Source organism: Streptomyces sp. BK340, from assembly GCF_007827595.1.
Classification (GTDB): domain Bacteria; phylum Actinomycetota; class Actinomycetes; order Streptomycetales; family Streptomycetaceae; genus Streptomyces.
Genome location: NZ_VISR01000020.1, coordinates 1 through 16,220, shown reverse-complemented (window position 1 = coordinate 16,220; position 16,220 = coordinate 1). Strand labels below are relative to the sequence as shown.

The following is a 16,220-nucleotide window of genomic DNA, read 5'->3' as shown; positions in this document are numbered from 1 at the left end:
TCGGACAGGCCTAAGACTCCCGGCGCAGGGATGGACAACACCGAACCGTCCCCCCACGGCTCGAACATCGCCCCGCGCCGGGGCCCGACGCGCCGGCCGGCCACGTACGAAGGACAGGCGGCCGGCGTCGGGCGGGCCCGCGGAGCAGCCCCCGGCTCCACCTCTGCACCGGGCCCACCCACCCACCTTGGAACTGCGACACGAAGGAGCCGCATGTTCGTCCACACCGACCGCCTGCCCACCAGCCCGGCGGTCCCGCAGGGCACCATCACCCCGAAGCCGTGGGGCCTCAGCCGCATGGCGCCGTACCCGACCATGGCCCCGGAGCACGCCCGGGTCGAGCTGAACCCGGCCACCCAGACTGCCGTGTTCTTCGACCGCTCCGGTCAGGTGATGGAGATGCCCGGCCACGGCACCAGCACCGGCACCTCCCCGTCCACGGGGACCAGCCCCGACGGCAACGGCAGCACCCAGGACAGCGACCAGGGGAGCGACAACGACCAGTGAATGACCTGCGTCCGGTGTTGGTCGTCACCAGCCTGTACGACCCCACCGCCGACGTGGTGATAGGCGAGCTGCACGACCGGGGCGTCCCGGTAGTGCGGTTCGACTCGGGGGACTTCCCCGCATCACTGTCGGTGGAGGCCGAAATCACCCAGGACGGCATCCGGGGGCGCCTCGACACCCCCTCGCGCACTGCCGACCTCGACGACGTCCGCGCGCTGTACTACCGGCGTCCGACCGGCTTCGCCTTCCCGCACCTCGACGAGCAGGACGCACGGTTCGCCATCACCCAGGCCCGCTACGGCCTCGGAGGCGTGCTCGCGTCCCTTCCGAACTGCCTGTACGTCAATCATCCGCACTACATCGGTGACGCCGAATTCAAGCCGTCCGGCCTGGCCGCCGCGGCAGCGGCCGGCCTGCAGGTGCCGCGCACGCTCATCACGTCGAACCCCGACGCCGCCAGAGCCTTCATCAAGCGGCACGACTCCGTGATCTACAAACCCCTGTGGAACCCCGTGTACCGGGTCGACGACGTCTCCTCCGTCGTCGAGATCGCCGAGGTGACCGTCGAGGACATCGACGAGCGGGTCGCCGGCACCGCCCACCTGTTCCAGCAGCGCGTACCGAAGACGGCCGACATCCGCGTGACTGTCATCGGCCCGCACACCTTCAGCGTCCGGATCGACTCCGACCTCCTGGACTGGCGGACCGACTACAGCCGCCTGAGCTACACCCCCGTACCCACGCCCGCGGACGTCGAGCTGGGGCTTCACGAGTACATGGACCACTTCCAGCTCCATTTCGGCGCTTTCGACTTCGCCCTGGGCGCCGACGGGCAATGGTGGTTCCTGGAATGCAACCCTTCCGGTCAATGGCACTGGCTGGAGCACGAGACCGGCCTGCCGATGTGCGCGGCCCTGGTCGACCTACTGGAAAGGAAGCCGTGAGCGACCACGACAAGCTCGTCCAGCGGCTCATCGAGAACATGACCGCCGGTGGCTCCCTGCGCACGCAACCGTGGAAGGACGCCGCTGCGGCGGTACCCAGGCACGAGTTCCTCCGCAGCGGCTTCTTCCGCGTGGTGTCCGGATCCTCGCCTACCGCCTGGGCCCCGGTCTTGGAGGACGGAGATGGCTGGCTCGAGGCCTGCTACGCCGATGAGTCCCTGGTGACGCAGATCGCCGGCACGATCAAACCGGCGGACATCCGCGGCGAGATCATGCGGGAACCGACCAGCTCGAGCACGCTCCCCTCCCTCGTTCTGCGCATGCTCGAGGACCTCCAGGTCGAGCCGGACATGACGGTGCTGGAGATCGGCACCGGCACCGGCTACTCGACCGCGGTGCTCTGCGCGCGCCTGGGCGGCGGCCGCGTCACCTCGATCGAGTACGACGAGGAGGTGGCCCTGCGCGCCCGGGAGGCTCTCGGCCGGATCGGCACACACCCGAACCTGCTGATCGGTGACGGCCTCCTGGGCGGTGACCAGGGCGCACTGTACGACCGGATCATCGCCACGTGCGCCGTACGCACCGTGCCGGCGGTCTGGCTTGAGCAGATCCGGCCCGGCGGGCAGATTCTGACGACCATCGGCGGTTGGCTGAACGCATCCGAGCTGGTGCGCCTGACGGTCCACGAAGACGGCACAGCATCCGGGCCGGTGCTGAGCGGACAGGTCAGTTTCATGCTCGCCCGCCCCCACCAGGCGCCTTCGCTCGGCATGCTTCCGGACCTGAGCGCGGGCGAGGAACGCGAGGCCATCATCGGGGCCGACGTCCTGGACGATTGGACCACCCGGTTCGTCGCGCAGTTCGCCGTACCGACTGCGCAACGTCTGAAACTACGGAACGGCCAGTACGACGAGGACGTCCTCATCGACGCCGAGACCGGATCGTTCGCCGCGCTCCACGAAGAGGACGGCCGCTGGGTCGTCCGGCAGGGCGGTTCGGACGCGCTCTGGGATGCCGTAGAGGAACAGCTCGGCCGGTGGCATGCCGCTCGCACGCCGACGGTGGAAGAGGCCACCGTGCGCGTGACTCCTGAGGGTCAGAGCATCCACTGGTAGGCCTCACGACCGGCCCCGCTCGTCCGTCTCCCCCGTGGCGGATGGGCGGGGCCTTCCCCTGCACTGGGGCACGCTTCAACCCGCGGCGGACCCTGGGGTGCTCCAGAAAATGCCCGTTGACGTTCCGGGGGGAAGGGGGTTGCCTGACCGGTCAGGGATGGCGCCTGACGGTCCCGATCCGCAAGCCGGCGAGTACGGCCAGGGCCCCCAGCTCTAGGCCAGCACACCGCGCCGGGACCGCCCGGCTCGCCGTCGCCGCGAGACGGCCACGGCCACGCGGGAGGGCGTCCCGTGGACGCGAGCACCCGCACAACGACATCGCTCCGGAACGCCGACGCAGCCCAGACGACACCGACCGCGCACAGACTGCCTGATGAAGATCGGTTGGGCCCCATTAGCTGTAACGGGGCCCAACCGAGTCGCGCACCGCAGCCCGGGTTCGCGGACCACCGCCGCCGTGACCGCCCACCTCTCAGAGGAGACCGAGCTTCTCCTCGATGAAGTAGATGAAGGTGGAGACCGTAATGAAGCTACCTCCGGAAGAGGCGGCGGCACCGAGCGGTGCGGCACCCAGGGGCCGTACCACCAGGTAGCAGATCAGCGAGCCTGCCAGGCCGCCGAGCATGCCAACGAAGCTGGCGAGCCCGGTGTCCTGCGCTGGCGCCTACGAAGGGCGGCTGTGTGGGGGAGCGGCAGTCGGCGCCGATGAGTAAGGCGTGGTCAGGCACGCAGGCCCGGCACCCTTCACGGTGCCGGGCCTGTTGGGGTGCTGGGGTCAGACGACGCGGATGTTCTCCGCCTGGGGGCCCTTCTGGCCTTGGGTGATGTCGAACTCCACGTGCTGGCCCTCCTGCAGTTCGCGGAAGCCCTGAGCGGCGATGTTGGAGTAGTGGGCGAACACGTCCGGGCCGCCGCCCTCCTGCTCGATGAAGCCGAAGCCCTTCTCCGCGTTGAACCACTTCACAGTGCCCTTGGCCATGGCTGTCTCCTTCGAGGGGGTTCGGACCCGCACCGTGCGGGCCCGGAGGTAATCGCCCTGGTCCGGAGAGGGCTGCACAGCAAAGCGCCCGCGGGCAAGGTGACCGCGGGCGAACGACTTCGGAACCACGACTACTCTGTGGATCACGCTAGTCTCTTTGCTGGGACGCCACCAGGCCGAACCCCGCCAGCCCGTCGTGCGCCGGTGCAGGCACTGCCGCGAGCCGTTGAAGGCCACCGCCCGCAGTCCAGAACCAACGGGGGCCGGCCACGCACGTGCACCACCAATATATGGAAAATTCGCATAGAAGCTATTTATCCAGTGTGATTCGGATAAAGTAGGTAATAGGCCATAACACCGGAAGAGCTGCAAAGTCGATGAGGACGTCTAATCGGCGGAGCGACTTGGACAGGATGTGGTTTAGGCCCCCGGCAAGCCGGCGCGACACCGAGGCGACAGTGACGGCTGAAGCTTCAAGACACGCGCAGCACTACCGGGGACTGTTTTGCTCTCTGATCCTTCGCATCGCAGCCTGGCCGCGGGTGCGAAGGATCAGCCACGCCTGCCTTCCCCACCGAACTGCGGCCGCAGCGCCGAGCAGACTCCGAAGCGGCTGGTCGACCGCATGGAAGCACGGCCCGGCGGGAGCCAAGAAGTCTGGAACACGCCTCAAAGAGATCAACGACCGTCACTTCGGCGACACACCGCCCAGCCGCGGCCTGGACATTGCGCACGACATGTATGTCAGCCAGGCGGAAGCCACAGAGGGCGCGATCACCCCCCATCACCGCTCACACGGCCCCGTCTGGACCCCGCGTAGCTGGACGAGCTGTTCCTCGGCGCTTTCGATCATGGTGGTGATCAGTGCGCGCTGCCCGGCGGGTCCCGTCGCGCGCCACATCCCTTCCCGAGCCCGGTGCCTTCTTCTCTTTGCCCAGCACCCGCAATTGTCCGGCCATGGTGGTGGGCTGGTGTTCTTGGCGCGCCCACCAGGGGTCGTTGGCGTATTCGGGTGGCCCGCATCCGCCGCGGCGGACGCGGATGACAGCGCCCATCCAGGAGGTCGGCGGGCTGCCGTAATCGGTCGCGGCCAGCCGGCCCCAGCCACGTGTGGCCCATCCGCTCGTCGAGCCGGTGGCAGACAGCCCGTCGGCGGCCAGAGCACCTCGCCTTCCCGGTGCAGGGCCTGCTCCCACCACCGGGTCACCGCCGCGTGCGCCAGGACGAATACCCTTGCTGGCTCCGTTGCGGCCCGTACCGCTCGGCGGGCCACCCGGACCCACTGCTGCTGTGCCGCGGCCACCTCCGGCAGGGCACGCAGGTCGAGGTGCTCCAGCGTCTGGTCGGCGTCGGCGTCCAGGAGCCACCGGCCGTGTCGGGCGCACACCCGCTCCCACCGCGGCGCATACCGCACCAGCCGCACCGCCGTCCCGGTCCGCCGTGCCGCGCACAGGCGGCAGCCGAACGCCATCGGCGCCACCACGGCGCCGATGCGCCACACCGCGCCAGCGGCGTCTGGACGCCACTGAGGCTCGTGTGCTGGCGAGGCTATAGGAGTCAGTGCCGGTCTCTGCCGTTGAAGGTGAGGCGGTCGACGACGGCCGCGCAGAGCCGGGGGTCGGTGAAGGTTTTGGTCCAGCTATCTGGGGCTGGCACTTGTTCCCTGGAGAGCATCTGTCCTGCGACCTGCCGGTTTCGGGGTCTTGGGCGTCTCTTTGATTGTCTTGCTGACAGCGCGGTTTTGTAGGCGCTACCTTCATTCGTCAGGTGCGAGGAAGGTGTGCCGGATGGTGGAGTCGCGTCTGCGGGTGATCGAGGGCCGGACGGTGCCCGAGGCGCCCGTTTCCTGGGATCCGTGGGAGTTCCAGGCCCTATGCGTCGAGGCGTTCGTGGCCTCCTGGCGGGCCCGGGGGTTCAGCCCGGTGACGGTCGACAACGACATCGGCCTGCTGGAGCGGACGTTGAAGGCCCTGGGCCGGCCGGCGTGGGATGTCACGCCCGCGCTCTCGAAGGCTTCTTCACCCAGCGCGGCCTCGCGCTCCCAACCGACCAAGCGCAACGGCTCGCCACCGGACGCCGCCAACGCCGCATCGACGCGACCCCGCTCCCGCTTCAACCGCAGGTCCATGCGTTCGCCGAGTCCATGCTGCGAGCACGCGAGCGCGCCCTCAAAGCCGGCACCCTGCCCCGCACCGACAGCACCATCGAAGCGGCCCTGGCCATCGTCCGCGACCTCGCCCGCTTCCTGACCGGCACGCGCAACAAGCAGGACTGGGCCCTGACCGACGTCCACGACCTCGAAGCGTTCCTGGCGACCATGCCCAAGGCCCGCCAGCGCAGACTGACCGTGCTGCGGCAGTTCTTCCGCTTCGCGCGCTCCCGCAAGATCGTGCTCATCGATCCCACCCGGGGCGTGAAGGCCAAGGGCTCGTCAGGATTCAGTGGCACCACCGTCGCAGTCGACCAGCAGCGCCAGCTGTTCCGCCGCTGGACCACCGACACCGACGCGCACCCGCACGAGGCACTGCTCGGAATCCTGGCCCTCATCCACGCAGCCACCAGCAGTGAGGTCCGGCTCATGCGCGTGGACGACCTCGACCCCACCAACCGCAGCATCCGCTTGGGCAAACGGCCGCATCCAGTGCCCATGGACCCGGCCAGCTGGTCGGTGCTTCAACGATGCCTGGCCCACCGCGAGAGCCAGCACACCGACAACCCCCACGTGATCGTCACCAAGATCACCAAATCCGGCCGGACACCAGCCTCGACCGCCTATGTCAGCCACGTCCTCGACCCCTGTGGCGTCCCACCGCGGACCCTGCGGAGCACCCGGCTCGCCGAGCTGGTGAACACCCTTGACCCCAAGCTCATCGCCGCAGCCCTCGGCATGGACCCCGAAGGCGTCATGATCTACCTCGCCGACCACGTAGACCCGGGACGCCTACCCGACCAGCACCAGCAAAGGAACTGACATGCGGCACCTCACCCCCGCCTTCGCCCTCGGTGCCCTCCGGCGCGGGAAGCAGATCGAGCAGTTCCTCGGCGCCATCGAAATCGACGGCCAGCCCGGGCTCCGCTGGATCGCCCTCGGCCCCGGCCCGACGGGCGTCACCATCTATCTGAGCGATGTCGAGGACGTCGGTACCGACACCTTCCTCGACATCACCGAGTTCCCGCCCTTGGATCCCGACGAGGAGACGTGGGGCCGGGAGGTCGCCGTCCTGCCCACTCCCGAAGAAGCCCTGCACCTAGCAGAGCACGAACTCGCCGCGGACCCCGAACGCTGGGTCAACCAGGGCATCGTCTGCGACGAGTACCAAGACTTCCGGACCACACACAGATCGAACCCGTGAAGTTTCGGCGGCACCTCGCACGGGTTCGCCGGAACATGTGCGCTTTGCCGAACGATTCGTTCGAGGTAATCGCGACGCTGTTCTTCTCCTCGCGTTCGGTCGGGATCTGGAAGAGGAGTTCGGCTCCGTGGCGGACGGCAGCGTTGTCGTCCCAGCCGTCGTCGAATCCCGTGCAGCTGGCAGCCCCGGGCCGTCGCGGGCCCGGGCGCGGGGTTCCTGCACGAGTAGCGCACGGTGCTGAGCTCGCGCCTCCTCAAGGTTGTGGCGGAGGACGGCGTTCTGTTCGAGGAGCATCTCAGGGTGCCCGGCGGCGACGGGCCGCGTGTACTGAGCAGGCGTACACGGCGCGCGTGCCGCCCCCGATGAGGGGGATGGACGTCACCTGCTCGGTGCAGGACAGGCCGCAGTCGACGCACCTGCGGTCGTCATCTGACGCGGGGGCCGGCGCGGGCGGCGGGGACAGTACGAATCGGGGCATGGAGGAGCCTCCTTCTTCGTCGGGGAGTGCCGTGCGCGCCCTTCGCGGACGGGGATGTCGGCGATTACGCGGGTTCGCCGCTGGTGGCTTCGCGGCGGTGCTTCTCGGCCATTGCGCGGGCACCCAGGTGCGACGGGACCGTCACGTTCCAGCCGTAGGACGGTGGAGGCGTCGTACGCCTGCCCGCCCTTGCGTTCCCGGCCCTCTCCTGTCTGGCCCGGTCGGCCGGTCGGAACCAGCCGGACGGCTCGTTGATGCTGGTCAGGTGCTGAGCCTCGCAGGCCCGCGTCCGCCACGGCGGCCACCTTCCATTGATCCCATTCGGATCCCTCCAGCTGGCCGGTAGGTGCCCTTTCTTGGTGCGGGTGTGGTGGGTGGAGGGGCTGGCCCCTCGCTCGGCGTATTCGGTCCGGTGAGTAGCGCGGTCGTGGTGCGGGTTCACGCGGCGCTGACGCGCCCCCGCGGGCCTATTATTCCATAATACCTAAAGCGAAGGGTGGCAACCGCTTTTCTCGGCGCTGCCCCACCCGATACATGCAGGTCAGGGCCCGGTCGGTGGATCGCTGAACGTGACCTGGATGCCGTCCAGCCTGACGGCCACCGTCCGGCCGGGCCTGGCCAGGAGCCGCGCGTAGGCCTCCATGTCCTTGTCGTAGCGCTCGACTTCGCGTTCGGGCGCCTCGAAGCGGGCACCGGGCCGGATCGCCCCCCAGGGCTCCAGCAGCCGTGCCACCTTGGCCTTGCCCGGCTCCGCGCTGGGGTAGATGTGGAATCCCGGCGTCTGCGTGTAGTCGACGTCGGTCAGGCCGTAGGGCATGTGTCCGACGGTGGCCAACTCCACGGCCAGGGACCGGAATTGATCGTCCTCGATCAGATCTGCAGACAGTCCCGGCAGGTCCATGGACGCGACGGCGGCGCGCCGGGCGGCGTCCTCCTCGCCGTTCGCGCTCTCGGCGATCCCCTGAGCCCACTCCCGGTCGTCGTACGTCCGTACGCACGCGCCGGTGAACTCGTCGACCAGGTCCCACCCTGCGCCGCTGGCGGCAGGGGCGATCCGGAACCGGGTGTCGGACTGCTCGGCCGGGGGCTCGGCGAAGAACACGTAGCCGCTGCCGTGCGGCTCCGTCGTCGCCAGTCCGGCCCGGCGCAGGGCGTCGGCCATGAACGGTGCCACGGCGCGGGAGGGGCCGTCGAGCGTGTGCCACCAGGCGACGGCGCACCGGGCGGTCAGCCCCAGCGGGCGGCGTACCGGCTGCTCGGAGATCGCCACTCCGCCCCGGGGGCGGTCAAGGAATCCGGCAAGGGCGGATTCGGCACGCTGGAACGTGGCCACCTGGGGGGGCGGTGCGCTCGCGCAGCTCGGCCAGGGCGGCGGTGTGCGCGGGCAGCAGCCGCTGACGGATGTGGTCGGCCGTGTGCCGCGCGGTGGCCTTGGCCTGGCTCTCGCTGGGGCGCGGGCGGGGCAGGGCGGTGACCGTGATCGCCTTGACCTCGATGCCGTGCGCGGTGGCCTGCTCGGGCAGAACCGCGGTGACGGTGATCCGGGTCCGGGGGCGGTTGGGGGTGAGTTCCAGGGCGCGGCCGTCGGCGTAGACGACACGCACCCGGCCCGTGTCACCGTCCTTCTCGGTGCGGTCGGCGCCGAGCTGCTCGGCAACCGAGCGTGCGAGCAACTCAAGGCCGGCGGGGGTGGACAGTTCCATAGCGGGTCTCCTTCGAGGAAGTGGGGAGGGCGGGGGAGTCGGGGCGGTGCGCCTACGGCGCAGGGGGCTTGGCGTCGCGCTGGGCGGCGTGGCGCTCGGCGTCGGCGCGGGCGTCTTCGGCGGTGTATCCGGTGTCGCACCAGGCGTGGCAGAGCTGTCCGGGCGGGGCGTTGCAGGTCTCGCACCGCTCTTCGAAGTCCTCGGGCCTAAACGGCGGCGGTGGGCTGCTCATGCCGGGACGTCCTTGATGTGCTCCGCCACCAGGCGGGCGGACAGCACCGGGGCCCTCGTCATCAGGGCCGCGCAGTTGGCCTGCCAGATCTGCCCCGGACTGGACGGGGATATCTGAAAGTTGGTGGCCGGGCTGACCTGCCACGTGCGGCCGTGCGGGTCGGTCACGGTGTAGGTGAGGAACTGCGGGTCGTCCTGGCGGCCGTTGTCGCTCCAGCGAAGGCCGGCGGCGGTGAGGGCGCGGCCGAGCTGGGCGCAGCGTTCCGGGGTGGCGTGCGCGAACGTTGCCACGGGTCGTCTCGCCTCGTGATCAGGGGCGGGGCCGGGGCGGCCTGGCGGTAGGCCACCCCGGGGAGCGGCCGTATCGGCCTACGGGCGGGTGAGCTCGCGGTGGATGCGCTCGCTGGTCTCGCTCGCCTCCCGGCGGGCCTGCTCGGCTGCGGCTTCCGGGCTGGCGGCGTAGACGATTTCGACGCTGCCGAACGCGTCTTCAGCGTTCACGGTGTGCTGCTCGCACAGGTCGGACAGTTCGCCCGGATCGGTGGGGGCCTCCTCGACGTGCCAGATGTCGACGTCGCCGCCGCCCTTCCACTGACCGACCACGAAGTACGGGCGGTCCTGGCTCTCCGGCGCGGCGGCGGGCCGGGCCAACCCCTCGTACTCCGACCGGAAGAGCGTCAGACGGCGGCCCTCGTCCTCGGCTGCGCGCGTGCTGATCTCGGCCCACTTCGGGAGGTACTCGGCGCGGTGGGCCAGGCTCTCGCGGTCCGGTGCCAGCAGGAGTGCGAGCACCGGGTGCGGACGGGCGGTGAACCAGCGGGCCAGCGTCCACCAGGCGGCCAGGCTGCGGGCGGCCTGGACCCGGTGGGCCTCGGCCTCCTCCAGCCAGCGGGCCTGCGTCCGTTCGGCGTGCGAGATCATCGCGTCCAGCCACCTCAGCAGCTGCGGGGTGTCGTGGAGGCGGGCCGCGTGCTGGAGGCTGGGGAAGTCGCTGCGCGCGGAGTAGTGGCCGGCGCACGCGCGCAGGATGGCGGTCAGCGTCTGGCTGGCCTGCGGGGGCGCGGGCCGGTCGTCGGTGTCGGTCAGGTCGCGTTCCAGCCATCCCCAGGGCACGTCGGCGGAGTGGGCGAGCACCCGGACCGTGTTGCCGTGGTAGGCGCGGCCGCGGATGCATACCAGCGGCTCGGCGGGGAGCTCGCGCGCGCTGACGGATCCGAGACTGGCGCGGACGGCGTCGAAGCGGTCCCATCGGGCGGGGCTGCTGGTCGCGGTCACGTGGACAGTTCCCGTGGCTGCGCCGGTGAGGGTGTAGAGCACGGCTCCGGTGGCGTCCGCCTCGGAGGGAACGGCGCGGACGGTGCCGGACGGGGTTGCAATGGTGATCACGGGGTGTCTCCTCACAGGGCGTACGGGAATGGGGAGTTGGCGGGCGGCCCGGCCCCGTCGGGGCCGGGCGGGGGCCTCAGCCGGTGACGGACGGGTCCGGGAGGAACGGGGCGGGGTATGCGCGGGCGACGGGCGCTGAGCTGCCCCCGCACGGCCGTACGGCGGCCTGCACGGCGGCGGGCTTCATGCCGTGCAGCCATTCGCGCTCGATGCGCCACCCGCAGACAACCGGGTCTGGTTCCTGGTCGGTCTGCACGACCAGGGTGGCCAGGACGGTGCAGCTGCCCTCCAGGGCGGCCGTGACGGCGGCCTCGATGGTGGCGAACTCGTCCGGGTCGGCGTCCAGGTGCCATGCGGGGGCGGTCGTGACCGTGACGGTGGCGCTGGCCAGGCGGTACCGGCCGTCGACGTCCACCGCGGCGTAGTGCAGGCGGTGACGTCCGGCCCCCAGGGCGGTGAAGAGCTGGGCGAATGCGAGGTGCGCGCGGTCGCGGGCGGCGGTGATCGCTTCGTCTCCGGGGTAGGGCAGGCTGCGGCGGTCGGCGCGGGCGGGCTGGTCGGGCTGCGGGTTCAGCACGGTGACTCCAGCGGGGCGACGGGTTGGGGGCCGGCTGCGCGCGGCGGGCGGGGGTGTCCCGCGCGCTGTGGCGCGCGGGCACTGGTCAGATGACGGGGCGGCGGCGGCCCAACTCGTCCAGGCGGCGGATGTCGGGCGCGGGCTCCCGGAAGTGGCACCAGGTGCGCCCCATGAAGTCCTCGGCGGTGTAGAAGTGCACCGTCCGGGCCCGGCCGCTTCCGCCTGCCGTGGTGTACGCGGCGGCGTACCAGTAGCCGTTGATGTTGAACGGAACGGCGTCCTCGGGCCACTCGTGCGGGACCGGGGTCAGGTGCGCTCGGCGGGCGTGGTGCAAACGGCGGTCGGTGGTGAGGTCGACCGCCGTGAAGTGGTCCCGCTCTTCCGGGTGCTGCTCGCCGAACTCGTCGTCCTGCTCCCAGCAGGCGTCGCAGTGTCCGAACCACGTGCACGGCAGGAGGTACAGGGGGCGGTCGTGCATCTCGGTGATGCTGCCGTGGTAGGTGACGCGGCTACCGATGAACAACCTGGGCGCGGGGGCGGTCTCAGGCATGGGCGGCCTGCCAGGCCTTCGTGTTCCACTCGCGGGTCAGTTCGTCGGCATACGCGACGTCGCGCGCGGACTCGGCGTCCAGCGCGGCCACGACCCGGACGCTGCCCCGGATCTGGTCCGCGCGGCGCTGGGCGGCGGCGGCCTGCTCCTGGCGCTCGGCCTCCTCCTCCGGCACGCGCCGCACGAGGAAGATCCGGTCGTCGCTGGTGAAGATCACGAGGTAGCGGCGGAAGTCCTCGATACGCGAGGGGCGGGCCGGGCCGGTGGTGGTGTCGGCCAGCGTGGCGCGGGCCTTGTCCAGCAGTTTCGCCACTTCCTCGGTCGCCTTCACGCCCGTGTCCCGCTGGTGCTGGTTGCGGCCGTAGTAGACGCGGGCCTTGTCGCGGACGGGGGCGAACTCCACCGGGGCGTAGATGCTGATCACCCGGCGGGCGTAGGCGTCGCGCTGGTCCCGCTCGGCCTGGGCGGCGCGCGCGGTGTCGGTCACCTTGCCCTGCGTCCAGCTCAGCGCGGTAGCGGCGCACGACGTGCCGTAGTACACGACGTCTTCGGCGGTGCCGTCCTCGTTCCCGTCGGCGTCCAGCGGCATGAGCGCGACGGTGCGCTTGAGTCCGCGGCGGTCGCAGCAACCGCACGTGTCGTAGTCGTCGACGATGCCTTTGATCGTCCACTTCGGGATGGGCATGGATGGCCTTCCGTGGGGCGGTGGGTGGGCGGTGGGTGTCGAGCTGCTGGGCGTCCGCCGGCGCGGCCTGGGCGCTGGGAGGGGCGGACGTGTTCTTGGCGCGCGGTCTGCTCCGCAGACGCGACGCGCTGCCGCTACGCGGCAGGGGCCGGTGGGCAGCGCTCCGCGCTCCTGGGTGCGGGGTTGAGCGCTCCGCGCTCGGGGGCGGGTGCGGCCACTGCTGGCCGGTGGGGCCGGGTGGGCACCCCCGTGGGGGAGTTGGGGTGCCCACCCGGCGGTCAGGGGGTCAGACCGTGGTGAGGGCGAATGCCTTCTCCATCAGGTCGTTCGCCGCTCCGCTGATGACCCGCTCGGCGCGGGCGTTCGCCTTCTCGGCGTCGGTCTTGCCCCGGGTCGGGGCGACGTGGTTGGCGTACTCGGTCAGCGCGTTGTATCCGGCCCACCGCGTGCCCCGGATACCGGCCTGGGTGTCGGCGATCTCGAACAGGTTCGAGATCGCCCCCCACCGCTGGCGCTGGTTGGTCTTGGCGCGGGCGTGGTCGCTGTCCTTGACCGGCCACAGCTCGTCCACCACCGACTTCAGCTCGCTGAGCGTCATCTCGGCTTCGATCATGCGCTGGGCGGCCTGCTCGAACTCCTCGGCGTACCGGAACGTCAGACCGAGGGCGGAACGGGCCTGCGCGATCCGGGCCTTGGCTCCGGCGGTGTGCCGCACCACGAACGAGGAACGGGCCCCGTGGATGGCCGCACGCATGGTGTTCGCGCACACCACCCGGACCGGCGTCACCACGATGCGGAACGCTGAGCCTCCGTCGTGGCTGTTGAACGCTGCGATGTACAGATCAACGTCGTCGTTCCCGCCGATCGTGAGACCCTGCGGCATCTTCATGGTCAGGAACACCTGACGGCCGTCCTTGAGCGATCCGGCGGTCTCGAAGTGCGCGCCGGACTCGTCGGCCAGAAGGTTGAGGAACTCGGCGTGTTCCTCGTTCTGCACGGGGTGGTAGTCGCTGCCGACCACTCCGAGCGTCTGCGTGCGGCCGGTCTTGGGGTGCGTGCGCGCGGTCGCGAAGTGCTGCGGTACCTCCAGCGGCGTGGTTCCGTCGGCCGTGATCTCGGTCGCGGTCAGGGGGAGGAGTCGCACGTTCCAGCCGGACAGAGACGCGATGCGCATGGCGTCTTGGGCGGTCATCGCGCCGTTGGTGACGGTGCCGAGCTTGTGCCAGGCGCTCGTGTTGGCGGAGGCGAAAGCGGCGGTGCCGTCGGTGAACTGCTCGATCTCGTGAGCCACTTGGGGCTTCCCTTCTGGTGACGAACTTTCGGCGTGTCCGGTAGGGGGCCAACCCTTCCGAACTGGTTCCATAATACCTAATCCTGAGGGTGGGGCAACCGCTTAAATCTCCGGCGCGCCCCACCCCGGGGCGGACTGCTGACCTGCGGCTACGACTACGGCGACTTGTGCCGCATCTGCGGGTGCTCGGTCACCATCCGGAACATCCGCCACCCGTCGACCGCGTCAGTCTCCGACCACTGCAGAACCTTGTCGAAGCCTGCGAGCGTGTCACCGACTTCGAGGTACTTGACCTGTGCGCGGTAGCGCATGGCGCCGGTCCGGTCGGTACCGCCCTGCTCGACCACATGGGCGCGCGGGTGGGTCTTGAGCTGCTTGGTGATCCTCTGACTCATGATCAGTCCCCTTCCGCGCGGGTTCACCGCTGCCAGTGGCTCGGCAGTGCCGCGACGCTCCACGTGTGGACTCCGGTCAGTACGGTGACGAATGCGCCGTCCCTGTACTCGCTGAGGCGGTAGGTCACGGACTCCCGTCCCCGGCGGTCCAGTTCGCGCTCAATGCGCGTCACCCAGTAGCGGCCGTGGTAGACCTGCTGCGACCCGTGATAGCTGACCAACTGTCCGATGCTGGGGCCACTGACCGCGCTCATGGCAGTGGTCAGGTTGGACAGTGCCGTACCGAACGTGTGGGGCGGCAACGGCACATCGGCCAGTGCGGGCCCGGTGTGCCCGGTCCGTACGCCAGAGATCCATCCCGCCTCGAACAGGGGCCGGGCCAGCTCGCGCACGGCGTGCGGGAAACGGGTGTTCTCGGGAAGCTGTTCCAGTGCCGCCCGGAAAGCGGCCTCCATCTGCTCTCGCTCGCCCTCGCTCGCCGGAACGGCGCGGCGGTCGGGCTCAATGCTCGTCATGCTCACAGTGACTGTCCCTCCGATTGGTGTGAGTGTTGGGCTTGCCCGGGGGCCCGGTTGGCCGGGCCCCCGAAGCTGCCTCTTACTTCAGTCCGTGCGTCCGCAGGAATTCACTGATGCGGAATGCGACGGCTCGCACCGAAAGTTTTGCGCTCCGGAAGGTTCCGAGAATGCGGGGCCCGGTTTCGCTGTCGTGGATGATGTGGAACTCAAACCCCTGAGCGACGGGCAGAAGAATGCGGATGGGACCGGCCATGGTGTCGAACCGGATAGACGTCGTGTTGTCGTCCTGGTTGTGGACGATGACGGCGTCCCAGAGAAGTTCCGGGCGCGGGAGGAAATTGGCGATCTGGCGGGCCTTTGCGGCCTGAGGGGTCTTGATCTCGTCCGAGCTGAGAGCCACCTTGCCTCCGCTGATGACGATCTCCACGCTTACGCCTTTCTGTTGACGAACGTTCGGCGGTGCCGGTTAGGGGGCCACCCTCCGACATGTTCCATAATACAGCAGTCTCGATCTGTTGCACCACCCCACACGCAAACTCCTGCGCTATCTCCTGCGCCATCCCCTGCCCTCGACCAGCGGCCGGCCTTTCCAACACCCCAGGTCACGAGGCGCCTTACGCGTGGTCAGAGGTGCTGACATCCCCTCTGCTGCCGCTCTCCCTGCCCGAATGAGAGAAGAGGTGAGGGCGGGCTGGGGCGGCGCGACGGCCTCGGGGATCGGGGCCGGGGTTTTAGGTTGCGCGTCGGCGGGGCCTCCGCGCTCGGGCGCTGGAGCGCCCAAACCGCACTGCGGTCTACCGGAGGCAGCCCCAACCGTTCACCTCATACCAGAGGATCGGGCCCCGAAGGGGCCCGACTTCCTCTCGTATTCCGTGATTTACTTTCCCTCACGGAATACGAATCAAATATCCTCACTCCTAAGGGAATCGGAGATTTCCCCGAAACTCCACCTTGCTTAAGCATCATGATGAATCCTCAACTCAAACCCCAACATCCCACCCACACAACGAAAATCAGCACCCGAATTCCTGCCGGAGGTACAAACCCTCTCCCCCGGGCTTGTCCGTGCCTGAGGCAGGCAATTCGCGCGAAAAAGCACGAAACGGCTGGCGGGCATCCCACATTTCTGCCAACACTACATGCTGCATCAATTTGATCCATGTGACACCGGAACCCGACAAACGAGCACCGCACCCTCGCAGCCAGCCCGGCCCGCGCAGGCGGGCCCTAGTCCTGGAGGCGCAGCCGGAAGGACCATTGCGGTGGGGGAGCGCAGCGGACCCACCGACCGCGGGGTCACGAGCAAAGCCGTGACCCCGCAAGCGAGGCAAAGGCCTCGCCGCTCCGGAAGCGCAGCGGACGGAGCGTCATCGGGCTTGCGCAGCAAGCCCGATGCGCGCGCAGCGCAGCCGTGCGCCAGCGCTCCCGCGGAGCGGGAGCGCAACAACCGTGCGCAGCACGGTTGTTCGCTTGCACATCGCGCAGCGATGTGGTACCCGCTCCGCGGG

General features: G+C 69.7%; 21 protein-coding genes and 2 pseudogenes. 5 read left to right on the top strand and 18 right to left on the bottom strand.

What is annotated here, in order from left to right; translation table 11 throughout:
• The first annotated feature begins 213 nt into the window (after positions 1–213).
• From tgmA to tgmC, 3 genes are read left to right on the top strand one after another with little or no spacing between them, the layout of a single operon-like run.
• Positions 214–507: a putative ATP-grasp-modified RiPP gene (gene tgmA / locus FB157_RS29620; protein WP_145883739.1), complete on the top strand. Its 294-nt coding sequence runs from the start codon at positions 214–216 to the stop codon at positions 505–507.
• Positions 504–1,451 carry an ATP-grasp ribosomal peptide maturase gene (tgmB, locus tag FB157_RS29615; protein WP_145883738.1) on the top strand — a complete coding sequence of 316 codons (948 nt, stop codon included), beginning with the start codon at positions 504–506 and terminating at the stop codon, positions 1,449–1,451. Before tgmA ends, tgmB begins: the two co-directional genes overlap by 4 nt.
• Positions 1,448–2,566, top strand: coding sequence for an ATP-grasp peptide maturase system methyltransferase (gene tgmC, locus FB157_RS29610; protein ID WP_261386596.1), 1,119 nt, complete (start codon positions 1,448–1,450; stop codon positions 2,564–2,566). The genes tgmB and tgmC overlap by 4 nt, the downstream gene beginning before the upstream one ends.
• 472 nt (positions 2,567–3,038) lie before the next feature.
• Here tgmC and FB157_RS47500 read toward each other — a convergent pair whose 3' ends face one another.
• From FB157_RS47500 to FB157_RS48020, 4 genes and pseudogenes are all read right to left on the bottom strand, one after another.
• Entirely contained in the window at positions 3,039–3,191 is a 153-nt protein-coding gene (locus FB157_RS47500; protein ID WP_186581738.1) for a hypothetical protein, read from the bottom strand.
• A 150-nt stretch (positions 3,192–3,341) separates the two neighbouring features.
• Positions 3,342–3,545: a cold-shock protein gene (locus FB157_RS29605; RefSeq protein ID WP_145883737.1), complete on the bottom strand. Its 204-nt coding sequence runs from the start codon at positions 3,543–3,545 to the stop codon at positions 3,342–3,344.
• A gap of 1,535 nt (positions 3,546–5,080) precedes the next feature.
• A pseudogene (locus FB157_RS48025) lies at positions 5,081–5,183 on the bottom strand (AAA family ATPase); the annotation flags it as partial.
• A gap of 118 nt (positions 5,184–5,301) precedes the next feature.
• Positions 5,302–5,673, bottom strand: coding sequence for a hypothetical protein (locus tag FB157_RS48020; RefSeq protein ID WP_222440966.1), 372 nt, complete (start codon positions 5,671–5,673; stop codon positions 5,302–5,304).
• A gap of 15 nt (positions 5,674–5,688) precedes the next feature.
• Here FB157_RS48020 and FB157_RS48710 point away from each other — a divergent pair, with 15 nt between their 5' ends.
• Together FB157_RS48710 and FB157_RS29590 are read left to right on the top strand one after the other, a co-directional pair.
• Positions 5,689–6,516 (top strand): hypothetical protein, encoded by an 828-nt coding sequence (locus tag FB157_RS48710; protein ID WP_261386595.1) that lies wholly within the window; start codon positions 5,689–5,691, stop codon positions 6,514–6,516.
• Between the two features lies 1 nt (position 6,517).
• A complete protein-coding gene (locus FB157_RS29590; RefSeq protein WP_145883735.1) occupies positions 6,518–6,898 on the top strand; it encodes a hypothetical protein in 381 nt (126 codons plus the stop codon).
• A 46-nt stretch (positions 6,899–6,944) separates the two neighbouring features.
• Here FB157_RS29590 and FB157_RS48010 read toward each other — a convergent pair.
• The 14 genes and pseudogenes from FB157_RS48010 to FB157_RS29520 form a co-directional block, all read right to left on the bottom strand.
• Positions 6,945–7,031, bottom strand: a pseudogene (locus FB157_RS48010) (AAA family ATPase); the annotation flags it as partial.
• 162 nt (positions 7,032–7,193) lie between these two features.
• Positions 7,194–7,376, bottom strand: coding sequence for a hypothetical protein (locus FB157_RS29580; RefSeq protein ID WP_145883734.1), 183 nt, complete (start codon positions 7,374–7,376; stop codon positions 7,194–7,196).
• A 541-nt stretch (positions 7,377–7,917) separates the two neighbouring features.
• The gene (locus tag FB157_RS29575) at positions 7,918–8,646 is read right to left on the bottom strand and encodes a hypothetical protein (RefSeq protein ID WP_145883733.1); all 729 of its coding nucleotides are present in this window, start codon (positions 8,644–8,646) and stop codon (positions 7,918–7,920) included.
• Positions 8,647–8,662: 16 nt separating this feature from the next.
• Entirely contained in the window at positions 8,663–9,079 is a 417-nt protein-coding gene (locus tag FB157_RS29570) for a hypothetical protein (protein WP_145883732.1), read from the bottom strand.
• Positions 9,080–9,131: 52 nt separating this feature from the next.
• Positions 9,132–9,311 (bottom strand): hypothetical protein, encoded by a 180-nt coding sequence (locus tag FB157_RS29565; protein WP_145883731.1) that lies wholly within the window; start codon positions 9,309–9,311, stop codon positions 9,132–9,134.
• On the bottom strand, positions 9,308–9,601 hold the full coding sequence (locus FB157_RS29560) for a hypothetical protein (protein ID WP_145883730.1): 294 nt from the start codon (positions 9,599–9,601) through the stop codon (positions 9,308–9,310). Before FB157_RS29560 ends, FB157_RS29565 begins: the two co-directional genes overlap by 4 nt.
• 78 nt (positions 9,602–9,679) lie before the next feature.
• Positions 9,680–10,696 (bottom strand): hypothetical protein, encoded by a 1,017-nt coding sequence (locus FB157_RS29555; protein WP_145883729.1) that lies wholly within the window; start codon positions 10,694–10,696, stop codon positions 9,680–9,682.
• A gap of 76 nt (positions 10,697–10,772) precedes the next feature.
• Positions 10,773–11,273: a hypothetical protein gene (locus FB157_RS29550; protein WP_145883728.1), complete on the bottom strand. Its 501-nt coding sequence runs from the start codon at positions 11,271–11,273 to the stop codon at positions 10,773–10,775.
• Between the two features lie 85 nt (positions 11,274–11,358).
• On the bottom strand, positions 11,359–11,823 hold the full coding sequence (locus tag FB157_RS29545; RefSeq protein ID WP_145883727.1) for a hypothetical protein: 465 nt from the start codon (positions 11,821–11,823) through the stop codon (positions 11,359–11,361).
• Complete coding sequence (locus FB157_RS29540; protein WP_145883726.1) at positions 11,816–12,508, bottom strand: hypothetical protein; 693 nt, start codon at positions 12,506–12,508, stop codon at positions 11,816–11,818. The genes FB157_RS29545 and FB157_RS29540 overlap by 8 nt, the downstream gene beginning before the upstream one ends.
• A gap of 286 nt (positions 12,509–12,794) precedes the next feature.
• Positions 12,795–13,799 carry a DUF932 domain-containing protein gene (locus FB157_RS29535; protein ID WP_145883725.1) on the bottom strand — a complete coding sequence of 335 codons (1,005 nt, stop codon included), beginning with the start codon at positions 13,797–13,799 and terminating at the stop codon, positions 12,795–12,797.
• A 155-nt stretch (positions 13,800–13,954) separates the two neighbouring features.
• Positions 13,955–14,194, bottom strand: coding sequence for a hypothetical protein (locus FB157_RS29530; RefSeq protein ID WP_145883724.1), 240 nt, complete (start codon positions 14,192–14,194; stop codon positions 13,955–13,957).
• Positions 14,195–14,217: 23 nt separating this feature from the next.
• Positions 14,218–14,709, bottom strand: a complete 492-nt coding sequence (locus tag FB157_RS29525) for a hypothetical protein (protein ID WP_145883723.1) — start codon at positions 14,707–14,709, stop codon at positions 14,218–14,220.
• Positions 14,710–14,791: 82 nt separating this feature from the next.
• Positions 14,792–15,139 carry a hypothetical protein gene (locus tag FB157_RS29520; protein WP_145883722.1) on the bottom strand — a complete coding sequence of 116 codons (348 nt, stop codon included), beginning with the start codon at positions 15,137–15,139 and terminating at the stop codon, positions 14,792–14,794.
• Positions 15,140–16,220: the final 1,081 nt, after the last annotated feature.